The following is a 21,488-nucleotide window of genomic DNA, read 5'->3' as shown; positions in this document are numbered from 1 at the left end:
CGACAGACCGGAACTCAAGGGCCGGCGCCGCGTGGTGAACCAAGCGCTGCAAGCGACAACTGATCATTCCCCCCTTCCACGCCTGCGCCCCATGTTCGCCACCCTTCGCTCATTCCTGACCTCCGCCCACTCACAACCCTCGGCCGACGACGAGGTTTCCTGCTCCGACGAATTGATGGTGATCGTGTCGGACCACCAACGCGGCAAGCGCCTGTATGCCGCGCTGGAGCGCCAGCAGCCGGCCATGCCACCGGATGACTTCGGCGTCGTCTGGCGGCCTGCCACCGGGGCCGAATGGCTGGCCGCGCCGTCAGGGCCTTCGCCGCAGCGCGGACGGGTCCTGGGGCGGCGCCTCGACAATTGCACCCTGACGCTTCGCGCGCCGTCCGAGGACGCCCAGCAACGCGTCGACCTGCTTGAGGCGCTGCTGGATCAACATGTCGGCCTGATCGTCGACCTGAATGCCGGACAACTGGGGGGTGTCGCGCATGACCTGGCCACCTCCTGGGAAGCCGAGCTGCCCGACGGCTGCCACGCGAGCCTTGGCGTCATCGACGTCGCGCCTGCAGAGGGTCTTCCCGACTCGGCACTGAACCATCAACTCGACCTGCGCGTCACTCGCCCGCCAGAGGCGGGTGCCCAGCAGGCGCGGCCGCGCAAGGCATCCATCGAGGTGGTGGCGCTGCGCACGCCGGTCACCGACCAGGCGCTGGACCTCGAGGACGCGCTCTCGCTCGTCCGCTACTGCCAGGGCTTTCGCGACATGTACCCGAACGAGCGTGTGGCCTTCCTGAGCGGAGACGGCTTGGGCGCGGCCGTCGCGCTGGCGGCCATGGAACGCCTGTTCATCGACTGCGGCAAGGGACGTCTACGGCCCGCCGATAGCGAGGCCGCCGTACTGGACCACGCCTCCAGGCTGCGCAAATCCTGCGGTCCCTTCGCCCTCTTCCAGCAGGACCTCACCACGGTCGCCGACTTTGCCGAGTACCTGGCGGCGAAGCCCGAGCGCGCGGTGCGAACCGGCCCCGCTCAGGCCTGACCGTAACCGCCGCCACCGGGCGTGCGGATGACGAAGACATCGCCAGGCGACATCTCCACCTGGCCGATGTGACCCAGTGCCTCGACGCGGCCGTCGGCGCGTTCGACGAGGTTCTCCCCGGCGGCGCCCGGCTGCCCGCCGGCCATGCCGAAGGCGCCGGCGCTGCGGCCGTTGCTCAGGATCGACGCGGTCATCGGCGTCAGGAAGCGGACGCGGCGCTCGCCGCCCTCGCCGCCGCGCCAGCGCCCGGCACCGGCCGAATCGCGCCGGATCTCATAGCTGTCCAGCCGCACCGGAAAGCGGAACTCGAGCACCTCCGGATCGGTCAGCCGCGAGTTGGTCATGTGCGTCTGCACCACCGAGGTCCCGTCGAAGCCCGGCCCGGCGCCCGAGCCGCCGGAGATGGTCTCGTAGTACTGGTGCGTCGCGTCGCCGAAGGTGAAGTTGTTCATCGTGCACTGGCCCGCCGCCATCACGCCCAGCGCGCCGTACAGCGCGTTGGTCACGCACTGCGAGGTCTCGACGTTGCCCGCCACCACCGCCGCCGGGAAGCGCGGATTCAGCATGCAGCCTTCGGGCACGATCACCTCGATCGGCTTGAGGCAGCCGGCGTTGAGCGGGATGGCGTCGTCGACCAGCGTACGGAACACATAGAGCACCGCCGCCATCGTGATCGAGCGCGGCGCGTTGAAGTTGTTGGGCTGCTGCTCGCTGGTGCCGGTGAAGTCGACCGTCGCCCGCCGCGCCGCCGTGTCCACGCGGACCGCCACGTGAATCCGCGCGCCGTTGTCCAGCGGCAGCGTGAACGCGCCGTCCTTCAGCACCGAGATCACGCGCCGCACCGATTCCTCGGCGTTGTCCTGCACGTGGCGCATGTAGGCCTCGACGGTGGCGCGGCCGAACTGCGCCACCATCGCCTGCAGCTCCTGCACGCCCTTCTCGTTGGCCGCCACCTGGGCGCGCAGGTCGGCCAGGTTCTGCGCCGGATTGCGGCTGGGGTGCGGCCCCGAGCGCAGCAGCGCCTGCAGCTCCGTCTCGCGCAGGCGGCCCTGTTCGACCAGCTTGAAGTTGTCGATCAGCACACCCTCTTCGGTGATGTCGCGCGAGAACGGCGGCATCGAGCCCGGCGTGATGCCGCCGATGTCGGCATGGTGGCCGCGGCTGGCGACGAAGAAGCCGGGGCGGACATCGGCCTCGTCCAGGAAGACCGGCGTCACGACGGTGATGTCCGGCAGGTGCGTGCCGCCGTGGTACGGATCGTTGAGCACGTAGACATCGCCGCGCGCCATGTCCGGGTTGCGTTCAATGACCGAGCGGATGGACTCGCTCATCGAGCCCAGATGCACCGGCATGTGCGGCGCGTTGGCGATCAACTGGCCCTGACCGTCGAACAGCGCGCAGCTGAAGTCCAGCCGCTCCTTGATGTTGACCGAGTGCGCCGTGTTCTGGAGCCGCAGCCCCATCTGCTCGGCAATGTTCATGAACAGGTTGTTGAACACCTCCAGCACGACCGGATCGGCCTCGGTGCCCAGTGCGCGGGTGCGCGCCCGCTCGCGGATCCGGGTCAGCAGGAGGTCGCCCGAGGGCTGCAGCTCGGCGCGCCAGCCGGCATCGACGACGGTCGTCGCGTTGCGCTCGGCGACGATCGCCGGGCCGTCGATGCGCGCACCCGGTCTCAGCGCATCGCGGTGATGCAGCTCGGCGTCGCGCCAGCCGGCCGGCTGGTCGTCCGCGAGGCAGTACATGCGCACACGCTCCAGCGGTCTTGGATGATGGGCGCTGGCGATGCCAGCCTCGGCCGGCGCGTCCAGCGACGCGCCAGCGGCGAGCGCCTCCACCGACACCGCCTCGATCACCAGCGCCCGGTCCGGCATCAGGAAGGCGAAGCGGCGGCGGTAGGCCTGCTCGAAGGCCTCGCGGATCGCGGCGATCGCGGCGGGTGCGGGCTCGTCCAGCGGCAGCGGACAGGTCAGCGCCGTGTCCGTGCCCTGGTAGCGGACCTGCGCGCGCGCGATGGTGCGCAGCGCGCCGGCGGGCACGCCCTGCGATGCGAGCTCCCCTCCCGCCTGCGCGGCCAGCGACAAGGCCGTTTCGCGCGCGGCGCTCAGGCCATCGACATCGAGCGCGCGCTCGATCGAGGCTTCGCGCATTGCGCTCTGGTCGGCCAGGCCCATGCCGTAGGCGCTCAGCACGCCGGCGAACGGATGCGCCAGGATGCGCGTCATGCCGAGTGCGTCCGCGACCAGGCACGCCGCCTGGCCGCCCGCGCCGCCGAAGCACTGCAGCGTGTAGCCGGTGACGTCGTAGCCGCGCGCCACCGAAATGCGCTTGATCGCGTTGGCCATCGCGCCGACGGCGATCTGCAGCGCGCCGGCGGCGGCGTCCTCGGCGCCGACGCGCTTGCCGGCCGCCGACATCTGCGCGGCCAGCGCGTCGAAGCGCGCCTTCACGACCTCGCCATCCAGCGGCTGGTCCGCGCCGGGCCCGAAGACTTGGGGGAAGTGCGCCGGCTGGATGCGGCCGAGCATCACGTTGGCATCGGTGGTCGCGAGCGGTCCGCCGCGGCGATAACTCGCCGGGCCCGGATTCGCGCCGGCCGAGGCCGGCCCGACGCGCAGCCGTGCGCCATCGAAGGTGATCACCGAGCCGCCGCCCGCCGCCACCGTGTGGATGCTCATCATCGGCGCGCGCATGCGCACGCCCGCGACCTCGGTGTCGAAGGCGCGTTCGAACTCGCCGGCGAAGTGGCTGACGTCGGTCGAGGTACCGCCCATGTCGAAGCCGATCACCTTGTCGTGGCCCGCCGCCTGCGCCGTGCGCACCATGCCGACGATGCCGCCGGCCGGTCCGCTCAGGATCGCGTCCTTGCCCTGGAAGCGCCGCGCCTCGGTCAGGCCGCCGGAGCTCTGCATGAAGAACAGCCGCACGCCAGGCATCTCGGCCGCGACCTGGTCGACGTAGCGGCGCAGGATCGGGCTCAGATAGGCGTCGACGACGGTCGTGTCGCCGCGCGGGATCAGCTTCATCAGCGGACTGACTTCATGCGACACCGAGATCTGCGTGAAGCCGATCTCCTGCGCGATGCGCTTGGCGCCAAGCTCGTGCGCCGGCGCGCGCCAGCCGTGCAGGAACACGATCGCGCAGGCGCGCAGGCCGGCCTCGAAGGCCGATCGCAGCTCGGCGCGCAGCGCGGGCTCATCCAGCGGCTCGATCTCGACGCCCTGCGCGTCGACCCGCTCCTGGGCCTCGATGACGCGCTCGTACAGCAGCTCGGGCAGCTGGATGTGCCGCTCGAAGAGCTGGGGCCGCGCCTGCGTCGCGATGCGCAGCGCATCACGAAAGCCGCGCGTCGTCACCAGCAGCGTGCGGTCGCCGCGACGCTCCAGCAGCGCGTTGGTCGCCACCGTCGTGCCCATCTTCACGCAATCGACGCGGTCGGCGGTGATGGGCTCGCCGGACTTCAGACCCAGCAGCCGGCGGATGCCTTCCACCGCCGCATCGCGGTAGTGCTCCGGGTTCTCCGACAACAGCTTGAGCGTGTGCAGCGTGCCGTCCGGCGCGCGGCCGACCAGGTCGGTGAAGGTGCCGCCGCGGTCGATCCAGAACTGCCAGCGATCGGGGGTGGGGGTGGCTTGCATCGTGAGGTCCATGAGGTCCGTTCAAGCGCCCGGCATCCAGCGCCGGGCGCCCGTGATTCGAAGGGTCAGGCGGGTCAGGCCGCAGCCGGCGCCAGTTCGCGGCCGCGGGTTTCGGGCAGCGCCAGCGCCGCCAGGATCACCAGCCCGTAGCACAGCGCCGCCATCCAGCCCAGCGTCTGCCCCAGCGGGTGCTGCGTGCTGAAGTGGCCGATCAGCGCGGGACACGCGGCGCCGAGCGCCCGTCCGATGTTGTAGCAAAAGCCTTGGCCGGAGCCGCGCACATCGCTGGGAAACAGCTCCGCCAGGAAGGCGCCCATGCCGGAGAAGATGCCCGACAGGAAGAAGCCGAGCGGGAAGCCCAGCACCAGCATCCATGCATCGGTGATGGGCATCTGCGTGTAGGCCAGCACCAGCACGCCGCCCATCAGCGCGAACAGCATGAAGCAGCGGCGCCGGCCGATCGCGTCGCAGAGCCAGGCGCTGGTCAGGTAGCCGGCGAAGGAGCCGGCGATCAGCACCAGCAGGTAGCCGCTGGTGCCGAGCACCGAGAGATGGCGCTCGGTCTTGAGGATGGTGGGCAGCCAGGTCGTCACCGAGTAGTACGCGCCCTGCATGCCGGTGGCCAGCAGGCTGGCCAGCACCGTGTTGCGCAGCAGCTCCGGCGAGAAGATGCGCAGGAAGTTGCCGCGCTCGCCGCGCGCCCTGGCGCGGGCCTGCTCGGCCAGATACACCGGCGGCTCGTCGAGGTTGCGGCGGATGTACAGGATCAGCAGCGCGGGCAGGATGCCGATCCAGAACAGCACCTTCCAGGCTGTCTCCGGCGGCAGCACCGAGTACAGCCCCCAGAACGCCAGCGCCGAGGCGGCCCAGCCGATCGCCCAGCTGCTCTGCACCAGGCCGGCGGCCTTGCCGCGATGCCTGGCGTTGATGGTCTCGGCGATCAGCACCGAGCCCACCGCCCATTCGCCGCCCATGCCGAAGCCCTGCATCGCGCGGGTGAAGAACAGCTGCTCGAACGAGGTGGTGAAGCCGCTCAGGAAGGTGAACAGCGCGAACCACAGCACCGTCCACTGCAGCACGCGCACCCGGCCATAACGGTCCGCGAGCACGCCGGCCGCCCAGCCGCCCACCGCCGAGGTGAGCAGCGCCCCGGTCGCGATCGCGCCGGCCTGGCCCTTGCTCATGCCCCAGGCCGCGATCAGCGTCGGGATCAGGAAGGTGTAGATCATGTAGTCGAAGCCGTCGACGGCGTAGCCGGCGAAGGTCGCGGTGAGCGTGCGCCGCTCGGAAGGCGTGGTGTCTCGGAGCCACATCTGGGATTCCCCTTGTTGTCGTGGTGAAGGCGCGATCAGGGACTGCGCTCGCGCGGATCAGGCGGCGATCAGGTCGCGGTTCAGCAGGTCGCGGTTCAGCAGGTCGGTGACCAGCATGCAGCCTGGCGCGTGCGTGATGCAGAACGGCGGGCGCGCCGTGGCGATGGCCGCTTGCGGCGTCACGCCGCAGGCCCAGAACACCGGCAGCTCACCGTCGCGGATGTCGATGGGGTCGCCGTAGTCCGGACGATCGATGTCGAGGATGCCGATACGCGCGGGATCGCCCAGGTGCAGCGGCGCCCCGTGCACCTGCGGCAGGCGAGACGTGATCTGGATCGCGCGGATGGCGTCGGCGGCGTTGAGCGGCCGCATCGACACGACGGTCGGGCCGCGGAACACGCCCGCCGGCTGGGTCTCGAGGTTGGTGCGGTACATCGCGACGTTGCGACCCTGCGCCACATGGCGCAGCGGGATGCCCTCGGCCAGCAGCGCGTGCTCGAACGAGAACGAGCAGCCGATGACGAAGGCGACCAGGTCGTCGCGCCACCAGCGGCCGACATCGGTGGGCTGGTCGACCAGTTCGCCATCCCGCCACACGCGGTAACGCGGCACATCGCTGCGCAGGTCCAGATCAGCGCCGAGCGCCGTGAGCCTCGGATCCCCGGGCTCGCTCACGCCGAGCAGCGGACAGGCCTTCGGATTCAGTTCGCAATAGCGGCGGAAGTCGTCAGCGAGCGACGCCGGCAGGATCGCGAGATTGCCCTGCACGAACGCCGCCGCGAGTCCGCTGGTGTGGCCCGTGAGGGCGCCGCGGCGCGCCGCGAGGCGGACGTCCAGCGCGCTGGACGCGGCATCGAGATCGAGGCTGTCGGTCGAGGAAGTCATGGCTTGATCGCGGCGGCTGTCTGACGATGCCGCGGATTGTGAGAGCCGCCCGCCTTCGCGATCCAACGCAAATTTTGCGCGTCGGCTCATCGATTTTTTCGATGACGACAGCGGCGCTTCCGCTTAGCGCTGTCGCGCCGCCGATGCCATGCGGGCTTTCCCGGACGGCTTCTGCCGGGCGGCGAAGTCGAGCGCGGAGGCCAGCACCGTCTCGGTGAGCTGCGAGCTCGGATCCTCGCGGTAGCTGGCGTGAATCGGCAGCGCGGCGAGCGCCGCGTCACTGCGCAGCACGCGCAGCGAGAGCCGCTTCGCGAGCTGCTCCGCGACGGCCACCGGCAGCGTCGCGACACCGAAGCCGCCCTCCACCAGCTGCACCATCGCGGAGATCGACGAGATCGCATGCACGCGGGGCAACGGCAGGCCGGACTCCTGGAACATCTGCAGCAGCGCCTGGTGCGGCTGCGAACCGCGCTGGAAGGTCAGCAGGTCATGCCCCGCCAGATCGGACAGCGCGTAACGGCGCCTGGTGTGCAGGTCCGCGCGGCCGACGAATCCCATCGGCATCGGCGCCATCGCGCGGGTGCGCACGCCACCGGCATCGGCGGCCGGGATCGCGGCGAACACCAGGTCCTGCGCGCCGCGGCGGATCTGATCCACCAGCACCGGCGAGGTCTCCACCGTCAGTTCAAGCTCGAAATCGGGATTCGCGGCCCGCATCTCCTGCAGCCAGCCCGTCAGCCAGCTGTGCACCACCGACTCGATCGCGCCGATGCGCAGCACCACCGGCCGGCCCGCGCCACCCGTGCCGCCGCCCATTTCCTCCTTCACCTGGCGCTGCACCTCCAGCAGCCGCTGCGCCAGCGTGTGAAAACGCTGGCCGGCGACCGTGAGGCGGAACTGCTTGTCGCGGCGGTCCAGCAGGACCACGCCGAGCTCCTCTTCGAGCGAGGCAATGCGGCTCGACAACGCGGATTGCGTGAGATGCAGCTTCTCCGCCGCGCGCGTCACGCTGCGCAAGGAGGCCGCCCAGTGGAAGGCTTCGACAAAGCGGAGATTCATGGCGGCGGATTATGGGCAGCCCAGAAAAAAGGCCGCCCCGAAGGGCGGCCTCAGCGCTTGCAGGAGCGTTCGATTTACTTGTGATACGCGGTCTCGCCGTGGGCCGAGATGTCCAGGCCTTCGCGCTCTTCCTCTTCGGTGACGCGCAGGCCGATGACCAGGTCCACGACCTTGAAGCCGATCACCGAGACCACGCCCGACCACACGATGGTCAGCAGCACGGCCTTGCCCTGCGTCAGGACCTGAGAGGCGATCGAGTAGGCATCCGCCGTGATCATCGACGCGGTCACCCAGTCGCCGACCGCCGACGGGCCGCCCAGGCCCGGCGCGTTGAAGACACCCGTCAGCAGCGCGCCGACGATGCCGCCCACGCCGTGCACGCCGAAGACGTCCAGCGAGTCGTCCGCGCCCAGCAGCTTCTTCAGGCCCGACACGCCCCACAGGCAGGCGAAGCCGGCGATCAGGCCGATCACCAGGCCACCGCCGATGCCGACGTTGCCAGCGGCCGGGGTGATCGCGACCAGACCGGCCACCGCGCCCGAGGCGGCGCCCAGCATCGAGGCCTTGCCCTTGAGCAGCGCCTCGCCCACGCACCAGGCCAGCACCGCGGCGGCCGTCGCGAACAGCGTGTTGATGAAGGCCAGCGCGGCGAAGCCGTTGGCTTCCAGCGCCGAGCCGGCGTTGAAGCCGAACCAGCCCACCCACAGCAGCGCGGAGCCGACCATCGTCAGCGTCAGGCTGTGCGGCGTGAAGGCCTCCTTGCCGTAGCCGATGCGCTTGCCCACCATGAAGGCGCCCACCAGACCCGCGACAGCGGCGTTGATGTGCACCACGGTGCCGCCGGCGAAGTCCAGCGCGCCCCATTGCCAGATCAGGCCGGCCTTGCTGTTCATCTCGTCCACGACGGCCGTCGAGGTGTAGGCATCCGGGCCCATCCAGAACCAGACCATGTGGGCCATCGGCGCGTAGCTGAAGGTGAACCAGATGACCATGAACAGCAGCACCGCGCTGAACTTGATGCGCTCGGCGAAGGCACCGACGATCAGGCAGCAGGTGATGCCGGCGAAGGTCGCCTGGAACGCCGCGAAGACGATCTCCGGAATCACCACGCCCTTGCTGAAGGTCGCCGCGTTGGCGAAGGTGCCGGCGGCGTTGTCCCAGATGCCCTTCATGAACAGCCGGTCGAAGCCGCCGATGAACTTGTTGCCTTCGGTGAACGCCAGGCTGTAGCCGTACAGGGCCCACAGCACCAGGATCAGCGAGAAGGTCACCATCACCTGCATCAGCACCGACAGCATGTTCTTGCTACGGACCAGGCCGCCGTAGAACAGCGCCAGGCCGGGGACGGTCATCAGGATCACCAGCAGGGTGGAGACCAGCATCCAGCTGACGTCGCCCTTGTTGGGGACCGGCGCGGCGGCGGAGGCGGCCTCGGCAGGGGCCGAGGCGGCCGGCGCGGGGGCCGGGACCGCCGGGGCGGCAGCGGGAGCCGCCGTGTCGCTGGCGGCGGCCACGGGCGCGGAGGCGGCGTCCTGCGCCATGGCGGCAGGGACCGCGCCGGCGAAGGCCGCCGCGGCCAGGGCCAGGCAGGCGAGTAGTTTCTTCATGATCGGGACTCTCTTCGTTGGATCTTGGGGATCGGCGGGAGCGGCCTCCCTCGGTGGCCGCGGCGGGATCGGGGGAGCGCCGTCAGGCGCCGGCCAGGCCGGGGTCAGAGCGCGTCCTGGCCGGTCTCGCCGGTGCGGATGCGGATGACCTGGTCCAGCGGCGAGACAAAGATCTTGCCGTCGCCGATCTTGCCGGTGCGGGCGGCGCCCTCGATGGCTTCGATGACCTGCTCGACGACGCCGTCGGCGACGGCGGCTTCGATCTTCACCTTGGGCAGGAAGTCGACGACGTACTCAGCGCCGCGGTAGAGCTCGGTGTGGCCCTTCTGGCGCCCGAAGCCCTTGACCTCGGTGACGGTCAGCCCCTGGACGCCGATGGCGCTGAGCGCCTCGCGGACCTCGTCCAGCTTGAAGGGCTTGATGACGGCGGTGATCAGTTTCATGCGGATGCTCCTCAGAAGACCTTCTTGACCGACAGGACCACGCCGGTCTTGCCCAGGTCCTTGCCCTTGCCGCCGATGTAGGCGTCGGTGCTGGTGGCGACGACTCCGAGGCCGAAGGTGAAGCCTTCGAAGTCCTTGTTCGCCGTGAGCGAGTAATCCGTGTAGCTGGCCGCGCTGTTGTTCTTGACCTTCTGATGGCCGACGTGCGGGGTCAGCGAGAAGCCGCCGCCGACGTCGAAGGTGGCGCTCAGGTCGAGGTAGCCGCTGTTCTTCGAGTCGGCGAAGCCGAACAGGTTGCTGACGCTGTGCGAGTACTTCAGCGTGGCGGGGCCATAGGAGACGGCGCCGTAGAGCTCGTTGGTGTTGGCGCTGACAGGCAGCTTGTTGCTCGGATAGTTGTAGCGCAGGAAGCCCACGTCGACGGTGAAGCCGCCGCCGACCTCGGTCTTGTAGCCGGCGTAGGTGTCGATCTCGACGTCGGCGTCGCCGCCGCTGTCCTTGATCCACTTGATCGTCGAGGCCCAGGCGCCGATGTAGAAGCCGCTCGAGTGGGCGTAGTCGACGCCGCCCTGCAGCGCGGGCTTGAGGCGCGTCTGCGAGATGCCGCGATAGCGGTAGTCGGAGGTGACGCTGAGGTTGAAGGACAGCGGATTGGTCTCTTCCGCGAGCGCCGGGAGGGCAGCGGCGGCGGCGAGGCCGACGATGGCGGCGGCGCGGAGGGCGGCGAAGGGCTTCATGCGCGAGGGCTCCTGAATTTGAGGGGACGATCCGGAACGACTGCTTCCGGACGGGCTTTGCAGCTTTTGTGCCAAGCGCACATCAGCCCCGGAAAGAGCCCCAAACCGGCTCACGGCCCCAGAAATGGGGAGTGACCCTGCCCCGTCAAGCATCAGGACGCACCAAAAGCATGCGTGGCCGGGGGAGGGGTGAACCCTCGAAACGCCCCAACAGGGTGCTAGGCGTGAAATGGGTCACTGGGGACACTGCCGACCTGTTGAACCGAACGAGTGCGGAGGGCAGGCGAATGCAGGGGAATGAGCAGCCGATCGCGTGGCCGGTCGATCTGTCCCACATGCGGCCGGAGGATGCGGCGGAGTGGGTGGTGGCCAGGTATGGCGATGGCGCCATGCCGGTCCGGCCGGAGAAGATCGCGCAGCGCATGGGCATCGATGTCTATGCCCTCACCGAGGCGGATCGCCAATCCGTTTATGCGGGGCCGGACGGCCGACTGAGGATCGTCATTGACCTGCAGGACATCGACCATCGCCAGCGCTTCGCGGTAGCGCACGGGCTTGGCCACATCGTTCTGAGGCATCCAGACCCGCCGCTCGAAGCCTGGAACTCGTTCGCCAACGAAGCGCCAGATCCCAGGGACCAAGCCGCCAACTTGTTTGCCGCGAGTCTGCTGGTGCCGACCGAGACGCTGCGCTGGTGCGTGTCCAGCGGATGGATGAGAAACCTGGAGCAGATCGTCGAGACCCTCTGGGTTCCAAAGGGTCTGGTGGTCTTTCGCTATTGCCAGATGATGGGCCGTCGCCCATGAACTGCCTCCAACTTCCCAATGCTCCGGAGCCCGCCCATGTCGGATCCGCAATCTGCCGCATCCATCCCCGCTCAGCCCGTCGCCGAGCTGAGGCATACCGACCCATCCGATGAAGCCTCGATCCGGCAAGACGCCATCGACTCCCGCGCGCGCCTCTGCTTTCGCGCGGTGTCCCTATGCCTCGCGGCGTTGGTGCTCTCTGTCATCGCAACAGGTCTGCTTGCTGTCACCATCGCGTTCGTCGATGGCGCCCACGTGCAGCCGCGGGATTCACCGCACCCTCAACGCGCAGCGCTCGATCAGCAGAACAGCGTTCCGGGCGACCTCTCTACGACGTCCCACTCGCCAGCATGGCCTCACGCGGTTGTCGCCGTTATCTCGGTGTTGCTGGTCGGCGCCGTGGTACTTGCCATCGGACTGATCCGGGCGACCTTCGCGATGACGGTGAACACCGACAAGCAGCCCGCTCCCGCGAAAGCTGAGCCAGCCAATGGCGCGAGCCTCCCTGGCATCGAGATGTTGAAAGCCCTGACCGAGGCGTTCTCCACCGCCCTCAAGGGTCTACCCAAACGCTGAATGCGCGGTCATCACCGTGGCGATGTCCCTGTCCATCATCCACAGCCGCGCGCTCGATGGCCTGTCCGCTGCAGCGGTCGATGTCGAGGTACACCTGGCCAACGGCCTGCCGAGCTTCACGCTGGTCGGGCTCGCCGACCTGGAGGTGAAGGAGTCGCGGGAACGCGTGCGCGCCGCGCTGCATAGCAGCGGTCTCGAGTTCCCCGCGAACAAACGCATCACCGTGAACCTCTCGCCCGCGGACCTGCCGAAGGAAGGCGCGCGCTTCGACCTGCCGATCGCGCTCGGATTGCTGGCCGCGAGCGGCCAGATCGACGACGCGATGCTCGCGAACATCGAATGCGCTGGCGAGCTTGGTCTGTCGGGCGAGTTGCGACCGGTCAAGGGCGCGCTGGCGATGGCCCTGGCGTTGCGGGCAGCGAAGCTAGACCGCGAGCTCATCCTGCCGCGCGGCTGCGCTGACGAGGCGGCCTTGGTGCAGGGCCTCGTCGTCCGCGAGGCCGCGCATCTGCTGGACCTGGTGAACGCACTGCAGCCTCGCAGCGACGCCCCGTTGCCCCGCGTGTCGCGCACGCCACCACCGCCGGGCGACACGCCCCTCGATCTTCGCGACATCAAGGGCCAGACGGGACCGAAACGGGCCCTGGAGATCGCGGCCGCGGGCGGCTTGAGCGTGCTGCTGGTCGGCCCGCCGGGCACCGGCAAGTCGATGCTCGCGCAGCGGTTGCCCACGCTGCTCCCGCCCTTGTCGGAGAGCGAGGCCCTCGAGTCGGCGGCCTTGCTCAGCGCCAACGGCCAGTTCCGTCCCTCGCTGTGGGCGCGCCGCTCGTTCCGGGCGCCGCACCACAGCGCCTCGGCCGCGGCCTTGATCGGCGGTGGCTCTCCCCCGCGTCCCGGCGAGATCACGCTCGCGCAGCACGGGGTGCTCTTCCTCGATGAACTCCCCGAGTTCCCGCGCATGTCGCTGGAGGCCTTGCGCGAACCGCTGGAGACGGGACGCGTCCACATCTCGCGTTCCGCGCATCAAGCCGAGTTCCCTGCGCGCTTTCAGCTCATCGCGGCGATGAATCCCTGTCCTTGCGGCCATCTCGGCAATCCGCAGAAGGCTTGTCGATGCTCACCGGATCAAGTCACGCGCTACCAGAACCGCTTGTCGGGTCCGCTGCTGGACCGCATCGACCTGACCGTCGAAGTCCCGGTACTGGCGCCTGCCATCCTTTCTGCCGCGCCGGATGGCGAGACCAGCGCGGCCGTGGCGGCGCGCGTCGCCCAGGCGCGGGAGCGCGCCATCGCACGCCAAGGCTGCCCGAACGCCCACCTCGCGGCGGCGCGGCTCGACGAGCACCTCGCGCTCTCGCCCGAGGCCGAGGCGATCCTGCATCGCGCCTCGGCGCGGCTCGCCTGGTCGGCGCGCAGCTTCCATCGCGTGCTGCGCATCGCGCGGACGGTCGCGGACCTTGCGGGCAGCGATGCGGTCTCCGCGCTGCACGTCGGCGAGGCGATCCAGTGGCGCCGAGCCCTGCCGGGCCGCGAGGATTGAGGAAGCCTTGCCTGATTCAATCAGAGAAGTAATTCTTGCTCAGCGTTTCGATGCGATCGGCATATGCCTTCAACAAGCAGCGAGATTCAAACATCGGGACGCCAGTTCCCGGCGAATACAAGCTTGCCTGCGCTGCGCAATCAGCGCTGACAAAAGAACGCCAACGATTCTGAGATTCCACGAGTAGCGGCGCCGAACGGTCCACCGTTCGTGTCGCATCAAAGCCCTGGATGCGCTTCAGTTTTGACTCGTACAAACTATCCACACGCTTGCTCTGGGCGGCCACCTCATCGGCCAAGCACGCATTGAGCTCAGGGGTATTCTTCGAATCAACGCAAGCCGCTTGAGGCGCAGCGAAAACGGTTTGGCCAACAACAGCCAGCAATGTGGATCCGACGACCGACAGGAGCTTCATGGTGTTCCTTTCAAAAAATATACTGATGCAATAGTCAAGAGCAAAGGAAATGGCCGCCCTCGCAAACACTGTGCGGATGCTTGGCGCAAATAGAAATCACGTCGGAAAAGTACGACAACATTGGCAACCAATCACCGTGCAGTTCGACCTGCCGAAGGCGAATCTCATAGCCACCGAAAGACGCCCAGAACATTTCCTTCAGGGGGATATACGTATTCTCGGGTAACCCGAGCGCCCTCATGCGAGCGTTGAACAAAATTCTTGAACACCGCCCATTTCCGTCCGCGAACGGGTGATAGCTATTGACGCAGACGAATTCGATCACCGCCGCGACAAATCCCTCGAGGGTGCCGTCCGGCCACGTTCTCATGGAGAGTTGCTTGAACATCGATAGCGCAACATCGAGATCCGACAATCGGGTGACAGACCCTTTACTGCCGGCGATGAACGTGTGACGGGATCTCCATACAACGCGGTGCCCAACGACAATTTCGTTGAGCCGCGCCAAGTCGCTGAGATCGACGAATGAATCTGCAGAGTCGACCTCCCACCTGCGTAGGCTACCCAGCTCCGTAGAGGAACTTCTTGTTGGAGTTGTGGGCCACCCAAAAGTGCTGACCAATACATCCGACAGCTGATGACGAAGATCCCTTGAACAATGCTCAAGGAAATGTTGACCGTCTTCAGAAATTTTTCCGGGGTCGTCGGCTCGTCCGCATTCAAAGCTATTTCGCAGTGACCAGAGCGAGCGTTCGACTTTTGTTTTCAGTTCCGATGGATAGCTTGGCCACACGTCCCATGGCACCGGTCGTCTAGGATTCGACAAACCCCTTCTCCATCGCGCTGAGATCGACAAGCAAAGTGCCGACATTGGTCGGGCAACCTGATCTGGATGCGCAATACAGCGACGTCATGAACGACGTCATGCGGGCAATCATCAGTGCGCCAGCGTCGACAGGAACAAAGCGGGCATCAATTTTCGCGGCCTTCAAGATCCATCTCGCAGCCCTCAGCATGCTCGCGGCAGCTGCGCTGGATTCCTTTCCCGCGCCAGTCGTGCCAACAGAGTAATACAGCAAGCAATCCAGATCTTGTGGATCACGGACATTCAAATTCAGCACACTTCCTCCGATGAGAAGGTGATGCACCTTAATACTAGGCGGAAACATCTCCAGCGCGTGCGCCAGCATGTTCACCAAGTGCCGGCGGCGGCCGTGTTCATGGAACATCGAGCGCAACCGCCGCCCGTCCACGACATGCGGCGATGCATTGGCGGTATGGCACTCATCGATCCTGGTGGAAAATCGCCCCAAGTCCGCGAGCGTCGCCCGATCAGCCTCAAACGCAGAAGTGGCACGGCGCTGGTCCAGTTGCGAGAACGGAAGCTGACGATTTATTTCCCTGATGCCAATGAATGCGTAATACGCCTCCAACTGCTGGATGCGGAAGGAATGCCAGTCCGGATATATCGTGGCCGTCACGCTTGAGAACCATTGACCGTGATCCGCTTGCAACCCATGGAAGAACGCCATCCAACGCCGGGCCAGATCGCTCGTACCGATTTTGTCCGGTCGAATGCAGTATGTGTCCTCGGGACACGAGGCACCAAGCTCTTCTCTCATCCGCTCCGCCAGGTTTCGATCAATGATCGCAAGGTCAAGATCGGACGTGCCCGGACAAAATGTTCTCAAGTTGAGGAGTGAAAAGCCAAACTGCGCTGATCCGATGATCCGTACAGAATCCCGGCTGACGCCAAAGTAACCAGCGGCCGCCACCGCAATTTCTTCCGGTATTTCTGTGAACTGATCCAACCAGCACACGGCGCCTAAAGAATGGACGGCGTCAATTGCTGCCGGAATGTCGGAGGCGACAAGAATCCTTGATTCAAGGGACGCGATATGCGCCTCCGACGGGGAGCGGTAGCGCAGTGCCTGATGCGCGTGCGCATCAGCAATCAAGTCACCCATGTCCGCTTCTCAGATGTGTCGCAACTCGGCAGAAATGCGCGATACCTGGCAGACCAAGGGCAGACCCGGCGTGGCGTTCTGGTCGGCCAGGATCGACCTGACGTGATCCAGGAAAATTGGATCCAGTTCCTGGTTGTGCGCCAGCCTCTTGGGCAGAAAGATGCTGAGCCGAGGCCTGGCCTCGATCGGCTCCATGCTTGCGCGCTGATCGCACCGCGCCCAGTTTTTTTCTTTTGGCCATGCGCAAGCACCAATGAAAAAGCGCCGGTCAAAGCCGGCGCTTTTTCATTGGATTCGCGCGAACCGCCCGGTCCGCGCGGCTCGATTACTGGCGAATCAGCTGACCGTCGCTCACGCGGACGATGTCGCCGTTCTGCACGCCCGGGTCGTGGCTGAAGGTCATCGTGCGGTTGGTCTGGTCCGCATTGCGCATCTTCACCACCCACACGGTGGTGCTGCGCTGGCGCTTTTCGATCTCGTTGCCGGCATAACCGCCGGCGACCGCGCCACCCACCGTGGCGATCTTCTTGCCGGTGCCGCCACCGATCGCGCTGCCCAGCAGACCGCCCACCACCGCGCCGCCCACCACGCCGATGCCGGTGCCCTGCCCTTCACGGGCCTCTGTCCGGACCGACAGCACCGTCGCACACGAGGCGCACAGGCGCGAGTCCGCTTGCGCCGAGCCAGCCTGGCCGTTGTTCTCCGCGTAGCCGCTCGAGCCACTGTCACGCGCCGGCTGCTGCGAAGCACGGTGCGAGTCATTCGCCCGGCGCTCCTGCGACGAGCGGGACATCGAGTCCTCGGCGGAGCGGCGTGCCGCGCGGGCCTCGTCCGCGGATTGCTGCGGGTCATTCACCGCAGCGACCGGGCCCTCGGGCATCGACGGCGCGGACTGATGCCGCCCCGCGAAGAAAGCCGCCACGACCAGCACGGCCGCCCCAACGGCACCCGCCGCGATCTTGTGATTGGTACTCAACGCCATGATTCACCTCTTATGGTTTACCCCTACTCCGAGGGATGAACGAAGAATGCCACGCTGTTACAAGTGGCGGCTTCACCGTTCCTGTTCCGTTTGTAAAGGGCTGAAACAAACCCTGTAGGACAAGGCCGCGTCGCGCGCTTTTCGTTGCGCCGCGGCCTCACTTCCAAAAGCGCCGTCAGCCCAGCAGCGGGGCCAGCGCCCGCTGCGCCTCCGTCTGATCGAGCGCCATGCGCGCCGCCCAGTCGGCGACCTGGTCGTCGCCGATGCGGCCGACGTTGAAGTACGACGCCTCCGGATGCGAGAAGTAGAAGCCGCTGACGCTGGCCGCCGGCGTCATCGCCATGCCCTCGGTCAGCGCCATGCCGATGTCCTGCGCTTGCAGCACGCGGAAGAGATCGCGCTTGACCAGATGGTCCGGACAGGCCGGATAGCCCGGTGCCGGACGGATGCCGCGGTAGGCCTCGGCGATGAGCTGCTCGTTGCTGAGCGCCTCGTCCTGCGCATAGCCCCAGAACTCCTGGCGCACCCGCTGGTGCAGGCGCTCGGCGAAGGCCTCCGCCAGGCGGTCGGCCAGCGCCTTCAGCATGATCGCGGAGTAGTCGTCCAGGTCGGCGATGAACTGCTGCTCCTTCTTCTCCACGCCCAGGCCCGCGGTGACCGCGAACAGCCCGATGTAGTCCGGCACCGTGCCCTTGGCGGCGATGTAATCGGCCAGCGCCCGGTTGGGGCGGCGCACGCCGTCCACCACCGGACGCTCCGACTGCATGCGCAGCCCGCGCCAGGTCATCAGCACCTCGGAGCGCGATTCGTCGCTGTAGATCTCGATGTCGTCGTCATTGACCTGCGCGGCGGGGAACAGCCCCATCACACCGTTGGCGGTCAGCCAGCGGCCTTCGATCAGCCGCTGCAGCATGCGCTTGCCGTCGCTGAAGACGCGCTGCGCCTCGGTGCCGACGATCTCGTCCTTGAGGATGGCCGGGAACGGCCCCGCCAGGTCCCAGGTCTGGAAGAACGGGCCCCAGTCGATGCACTGGGCCAGTTCGGCCAGGTCGTAGTTGCGGAACTGGCGCCGGCCGATGAAGCGCGGCACCGGCGGGGTGTAGGTCGTGAAATCGGCGCGCGCCTTGTTCTGGCGCGCCTGCGCCAGCGTCACCAGCGGCGTCTGCTTCTTGTTGGCGTGGAGCTGGCGGACCTGCTCGTAATCCGACTTCAGCTCGTCGATGAAGCGCGTGGCGCGTTCGTCGGACAGCAGGTCCGAGCACACGCCCACCGAGCGCGACGCGTCGGGCACGTAGACCACCGGCCCTTCATAATGCGGCGAGATCTTGACCGCCGTGTGCACGCGGCTGGTCGTGGCGCCGCCGATCAGCAGCGGAATCTTCTTCACGCGGAAGTAGTCGTCGCGCTGCATCTCCGAGGCGACGTGCTGCATCTCCTCCAGACTCGGCGTGATCAGGCCGGAGAGCCCGATGATGTCGGCGCCTTCGACCTTGGCCTTGGCGAGGATGTCCTGGCACGGGACCATCACGCCCATGTTCACGACCTCGAAGTTGTTGCACTGCAGGACCACGGTGACGATGTTCTTGCCGATGTCGTGCACATCGCCCTTCACCGTGGCGATGACGATCTTGCCCTTGGACCGGACGTCAGCACCAGCGGCAGCGAGCTGGCGCTTCTCCTCCTCGATGTAGGGCACCAGGTGGGCCACCGCGGACTTCATCACCCGCGCGCTCTTGACCACCTGCGGCAGGAACATCTTGCCCGCGCCGAACAGATCGCCGACCACGTTCATGCCAGCCATCAGCGGGCCCTCGATCACGTGCAGCGGCCGGCCGCCCTTGGCGCGGATGCCCTGCCAGGCTTCCTCGGTGTCCTCGACGATGAAATCGGTGATGCCATGGATCAGCGCATGCGACAGCCGCGCGTCGACGTCGCCCGCGCGCCAGGCCAGCTTGGCGCTGTCGTCCTTGGCCGCACCCTTGACCGACTCGGCCACCTCGAGCAGCCGCTCGGTCGAGTCCTCGCGGCGGTTCAGCACCACGTCCTCGACACGCTCGCGCAAGTCGGCGGGGATCTCGTCATAGACGCCGACCATGCCGGCGTTGACGATGCCCATGTCCATGCCGGCCTGGATCGCGTGGTACAGGAAGACCGTGTGGATGGCCTCGCGCACCGGCTCGTTGCCGCGGAAGCTGAAGGACACGTTGGACACGCCGCCGCTGACCTTGGCGCCGGGCAGGTTGGCCTTGATCCAGCGCGTGGCCTCGATGAAGTCGACCGCGTAGTTGTTGTGCTCCTCGATGCCGGTGGCGATCGCGAAGATGTTGGGGTCGAAGATGATGTCCTCGGGCGGGAAGCCGATCTCATCGACCAGCAGCCGGTAGGCGCGCTCGCAGATCTCGATCTTGCGCTGGTAGGTGTCGGCCTGGCCGGTCTCGTCGAAGGCCATCACCACCGCCGCGGCGCCGTAGCGGCGGATCAGCTTGGCCTGGCGCCGGAACTCGGCCTCGCCCTCCTTCAGCGAGATCGAGTTGACGATGCCCTTGCCCTGGATGCACTTGAGCCCGGCCTCGATCACCTCCCACTTGGACGAGTCGATCATGATCGGCACGCGCGCGATCTCGGGCTCGGAGGCGATCAGGTTGAGGAAGCGCACCATCGCAGCCTTGCTGTCCAGCATGGCCTCGTCCATGTTGATGTCGATGACCTGGGCGCCGTTCTCGACCTGCTGGCGGGCGACGCTCAGCGCCTGTTCGAAATCGCCATTCAGGATCATCCGCGCGAAGGCCTTCGAGCCGGTGACGTTGGTGCGCTCGCCGACGTTGACGAACAGCGTGCCGGCGCCGATGTTCACCGGCTCCAGGCCGGAAAGCTTCATCGGCGGCACGGCCGGCGCGGAAGGGGCGGAGACGTCGTCTGAAGGGGTGGCGGACATGGCGGCGAACTCTTCGAATCGGAAACGAGAGACGGGGCCGCGCAACTCACCGCAACCCCGCGGCAAGCGGGACGGTGAGCGCCGTTGTTGGGCGCGCCGCGGGATCTGGCGCGCCGTTCCGAGCCTGGCGGGCACCCGGATGACGGGACCTGTCGCAACGCTCCTCGGAAACCTTCGCCCCGTCGACGCCGCGAACGCGGCATTGTCGAGGGCGGAAACGGCGTGCATTCTACCGGTTGGGCCCGGCTTTGTTCGTGCCGCATTGCCCGGCCGCGCGACGCGCGCGCCTATGCTCGCGCCCAAACGACAACGAACGGGAAGACGGCGTGGACCTGGTCCAACTTCCTCCACACAGCCTGCGCGTGGGACAGGTGCTGACGTTCTCGCTGCGCGACGCGGCGGGACATCTGCTGTTCGCCTCCGGGCATCCGCTGCCCGATACGCCGCAGGTGCGTGAGCTGCTCGCGCGCGGCCCCTGGGTGCAGGCGCACGAGACGCGCGAGTACCAGCGGGCGCTGGCCCACAAGCTCGACACGATGATGCTGCAGGGCGCGCCGCTGTCGGCGCTGGCCGGCGCCAAGGCCGACTACAAGCCCACCCGCCCGATGCCCCTGCCGTCGCAGGCGGGCCCCGCGCACGCGGCCGTCTGGGCCGATCTGCAATGGCATGCGCAACAGGTGCTGCGCGATCCGCGGCGGCCCGACTTCCTGCTGCGCCTGACGCAGTTGCTGGACACGGTGCTGGCGCGCTTGACGCAGCAGCCCGACGCGGCGCTGGCGGTGCTGGTCCATGACGCCGCCCAGGAGCCGCTGCACTACAGCGCGCGCCACGCGCTGCTGTCGCTGGTGCTGGCGGAGATGACGACGCGCCAGCTCGGCTGGAGCGAAAGCCGGCGGCGCACGCTGGGGCTCGCGGCGCTGACGATGAACCTGGACAGCGGTGCCGAGCAGGACCAGCACGCGCTGCGGCCCCAGGCGCTGGGCCCGGCGCAGCGCGAGGCCCTGGCCGGGCACGGCGACCGGGCGGCGGCGACGCTGCGCGAGATCGGCGTCGACGATGAGGGCTGGCTCGCCGCCGTGCGCCTGCATCACGACGCCGGCCCGGGGCCGCTCGCGGGACGCTCCGACGGCGAACTGATGGCGCGTCTGCTGCGCCGTATCGACGTCTACGGCGCGCGGCTGAGCCCGCGGCGCAGCCGCCGGGCGCTGTCCGCCGGCCAGGCGGCGCGGGCCGTCTATCTCGATGAACGCCAGCAACCCGACGAGGCGGGGGTCGCGCTGATCAAGGCAGTCGGCCTTTATCCGCCGGGCTCGCTGGCGCAGCTGGCGAGCGGCGAGCAGGGCATGGTGCTCAAGCGCGGCCACAGCGCCAACGAGCCGCTGGTGGCGGCGCTGGTGGGCCGCAGCGGCACGCCGCTGACGGTGCCGGTGCTGCGCGACACGCGGTTGCCGGCTCAGGCCATCACGGCCAGCCTCGCGCCGCACGAGATCCGCCTGCGCATCCACATGGACGCGATGCTCAAGCTCTATTGAGCCGAACTGCCCCG

General features: G+C 67.7%; 18 protein-coding genes and 1 riboswitch. Of the genes, 5 read left to right on the top strand and 13 right to left on the bottom strand.

What is annotated here, in order from left to right:
- Positions 1-91: 91 nt before the first annotated feature.
- The gene (locus ABDW61_RS02115; protein WP_343635725.1) at positions 92-1,039 is read left to right on the top strand and encodes a hypothetical protein; all 948 of its coding nucleotides are present in this window, start codon (positions 92-94) and stop codon (positions 1,037-1,039) included.
- Here ABDW61_RS02115 and ABDW61_RS02110 read toward each other — a convergent pair.
- From ABDW61_RS02110 to ABDW61_RS02080, 7 genes are all read right to left on the bottom strand, one after another.
- Positions 1,030-4,677 carry a hydantoinase B/oxoprolinase family protein gene (locus tag ABDW61_RS02110; protein ID WP_343635723.1) on the bottom strand — a complete coding sequence of 1,216 codons (3,648 nt, stop codon included), beginning with the start codon at positions 4,675-4,677 and terminating at the stop codon, positions 1,030-1,032. The genes ABDW61_RS02115 and ABDW61_RS02110 overlap by 10 nt on opposite strands.
- Before the next feature lie 74 nt (positions 4,678-4,751).
- Positions 4,752-5,990 (bottom strand): MFS transporter, encoded by a 1,239-nt coding sequence (locus ABDW61_RS02105; protein ID WP_343635721.1) that lies wholly within the window; start codon positions 5,988-5,990, stop codon positions 4,752-4,754.
- A 57-nt stretch (positions 5,991-6,047) separates the two neighbouring features.
- Positions 6,048-6,875, bottom strand: coding sequence for a putative hydro-lyase (locus ABDW61_RS02100; protein WP_343635719.1), 828 nt, complete (start codon positions 6,873-6,875; stop codon positions 6,048-6,050).
- Between the two features lie 123 nt (positions 6,876-6,998).
- The gene (locus ABDW61_RS02095) at positions 6,999-7,934 is read right to left on the bottom strand and encodes a LysR family transcriptional regulator (RefSeq protein ID WP_343635717.1); all 936 of its coding nucleotides are present in this window, start codon (positions 7,932-7,934) and stop codon (positions 6,999-7,001) included.
- A 74-nt stretch (positions 7,935-8,008) separates the two neighbouring features.
- The gene (amt, locus tag ABDW61_RS02090) at positions 8,009-9,541 is read right to left on the bottom strand and encodes an ammonium transporter (protein ID WP_343635715.1); all 1,533 of its coding nucleotides are present in this window, start codon (positions 9,539-9,541) and stop codon (positions 8,009-8,011) included.
- A gap of 104 nt (positions 9,542-9,645) precedes the next feature.
- Complete coding sequence (glnK, locus tag ABDW61_RS02085; protein WP_343635713.1) at positions 9,646-9,984, bottom strand: P-II family nitrogen regulator; 339 nt, start codon at positions 9,982-9,984, stop codon at positions 9,646-9,648.
- A gap of 11 nt (positions 9,985-9,995) precedes the next feature.
- On the bottom strand, positions 9,996-10,721 hold the full coding sequence (locus ABDW61_RS02080; RefSeq protein ID WP_343635711.1) for a TorF family putative porin: 726 nt from the start codon (positions 10,719-10,721) through the stop codon (positions 9,996-9,998).
- A 287-nt stretch (positions 10,722-11,008) separates the two neighbouring features.
- On the opposite strand from ABDW61_RS02080, the gene ABDW61_RS02075 reads away from it, so the two are divergent.
- From ABDW61_RS02075 to ABDW61_RS02065, 3 genes are read left to right on the top strand one after another with little or no spacing between them, the layout of a single operon-like run.
- On the top strand, positions 11,009-11,527 hold the full coding sequence (locus tag ABDW61_RS02075; RefSeq protein WP_343635709.1) for an ImmA/IrrE family metallo-endopeptidase: 519 nt from the start codon (positions 11,009-11,011) through the stop codon (positions 11,525-11,527).
- 36 nt (positions 11,528-11,563) lie between these two features.
- Entirely contained in the window at positions 11,564-12,103 is a 540-nt protein-coding gene (locus tag ABDW61_RS02070; RefSeq protein ID WP_343635707.1) for a hypothetical protein, read from the top strand.
- A 22-nt stretch (positions 12,104-12,125) separates the two neighbouring features.
- Positions 12,126-13,643, top strand: coding sequence for a YifB family Mg chelatase-like AAA ATPase (locus ABDW61_RS02065; protein WP_343635706.1), 1,518 nt, complete (start codon positions 12,126-12,128; stop codon positions 13,641-13,643).
- 16 nt (positions 13,644-13,659) lie between these two features.
- Here ABDW61_RS02065 and ABDW61_RS02060 read toward each other — a convergent pair whose 3' ends face one another.
- The 6 genes from ABDW61_RS02060 to metH all read right to left on the bottom strand — a co-directional run bounded on the left by ABDW61_RS02060 (position 13,660) and on the right by metH (position 19,942).
- Entirely contained in the window at positions 13,660-14,058 is a 399-nt protein-coding gene (locus ABDW61_RS02060) for a lysozyme inhibitor LprI family protein (RefSeq protein WP_343635705.1), read from the bottom strand.
- A 34-nt stretch (positions 14,059-14,092) separates the two neighbouring features.
- Complete coding sequence (locus ABDW61_RS02055) at positions 14,093-14,851, bottom strand: Fic family protein (protein WP_343635704.1); 759 nt, start codon at positions 14,849-14,851, stop codon at positions 14,093-14,095.
- Between the two features lie 19 nt (positions 14,852-14,870).
- Entirely contained in the window at positions 14,871-16,025 is a 1,155-nt protein-coding gene (locus ABDW61_RS02050; protein ID WP_343635702.1) for a hypothetical protein, read from the bottom strand.
- A gap of 9 nt (positions 16,026-16,034) precedes the next feature.
- Positions 16,035-16,220 (bottom strand): hypothetical protein, encoded by a 186-nt coding sequence (locus tag ABDW61_RS02045; RefSeq protein ID WP_343635700.1) that lies wholly within the window; start codon positions 16,218-16,220, stop codon positions 16,035-16,037.
- Between the two features lie 130 nt (positions 16,221-16,350).
- A complete protein-coding gene (locus ABDW61_RS02040; RefSeq protein ID WP_343635698.1) occupies positions 16,351-17,007 on the bottom strand; it encodes a glycine zipper 2TM domain-containing protein in 657 nt (218 codons plus the stop codon).
- Between the two features lie 175 nt (positions 17,008-17,182).
- On the bottom strand, positions 17,183-19,942 hold the full coding sequence (gene metH / locus ABDW61_RS02035) for a methionine synthase (protein ID WP_343635696.1): 2,760 nt from the start codon (positions 19,940-19,942) through the stop codon (positions 17,183-17,185).
- A 69-nt stretch (positions 19,943-20,011) separates the two neighbouring features.
- Positions 20,012-20,114: riboswitch (S-adenosyl-L-homocysteine riboswitch) on the bottom strand.
- Positions 20,115-20,268: 154 nt separating this feature from the next.
- Here metH and ABDW61_RS02030 point away from each other — a divergent pair.
- On the top strand, positions 20,269-21,474 hold the full coding sequence (locus ABDW61_RS02030; protein WP_343635694.1) for a phosphohydrolase: 1,206 nt from the start codon (positions 20,269-20,271) through the stop codon (positions 21,472-21,474).
- Positions 21,475-21,488 lie beyond the last annotated feature (14 nt).

The sequence above is a fragment of the Roseateles sp. genome (assembly GCF_039595595.1).
Lineage (GTDB): Bacteria > Pseudomonadota > Gammaproteobacteria > Burkholderiales > Burkholderiaceae_C > Roseateles.
This window is presented reverse-complemented; position numbering and strand designations above follow the sequence as displayed.